The organism is Arthrobacter sp. GQ119 (assembly GCF_059759125.1).
The window spans coordinates 1-730 of the sequence record NZ_JCAXEA010000068.1; the positions used below are offsets into that span (position 1 = coordinate 1).

Below are 730 nucleotides of genomic sequence, written 5' to 3' on the forward strand. Positions count from 1 at the left end.
CCGTGTCGGCCGCTGCGCGGGTTGCGGGGTTGGTTCCGGTTGCGGGTTCGATTTCGACGACGGAGCGCAGCACGGTGCCGTGGTGCATTTTGTCGAAGGCTTCTTCGACCTGGTCGATGGTGATGCGTTCGGTCACGAAGGCGTCCAGGTCCAGGTTGCCTTGCTTGTAGTGGGCGACGAGCATCGGGAAGTCGCGGGAGGGCAGGCAGTCCCCGTACCAGGAGGACTTCAGGGACCCGCCGCGGCCAAAGACGTCCAGCAGCGGCAGTTCCAGCTGCATCTCCGGGGTCGGCACGCCGACCAGGACCACGCGGCCGGCGAGGTCGCGGGCGTAGAAGGCCTGCTTGTAGGTTTCGGGCCGTCCGACGGCTTCGATCACGACGTCGGCGCCGTTGCCGCCGGTGAGTGCCCGGATCGCCTCGACCGGGTCCACCTGGCGGGAGTTCACCCCGTGGGTGGCGCCCAGGGATTTGGCCATCTGAATCTTGTTCTCATCGATGTCCACCGCGATGATCGTGGTCGCCCCGGCCAGCTTCGCGCCGGCGATCGCGGCGATGCCCACGCCGCCGCAGCCGATCACGGCCACGGACTCGCCGCGCTTGACCTCGCCGGTGTTGATCGCGGCCCCGATCCCGGCCATCACACCGCAGCCCAGCAGCCCGACCGCGGCCGGGTCGGCGTCCTGATCGACCTTGGTGCACTGCCCGGCCGCGACCAGGGTCTTCTCCGC

1 protein-coding gene is annotated in these 730 nt (G+C 69.2%); it reads right to left on the reverse strand.

What is annotated here, in order from left to right:
* Positions 1-730, reverse strand: a 730-nt coding sequence (locus tag AC6CH3_RS23370; RefSeq protein ID WP_498134701.1) for a zinc-binding dehydrogenase, incomplete at both ends; no start/stop codon positions are given.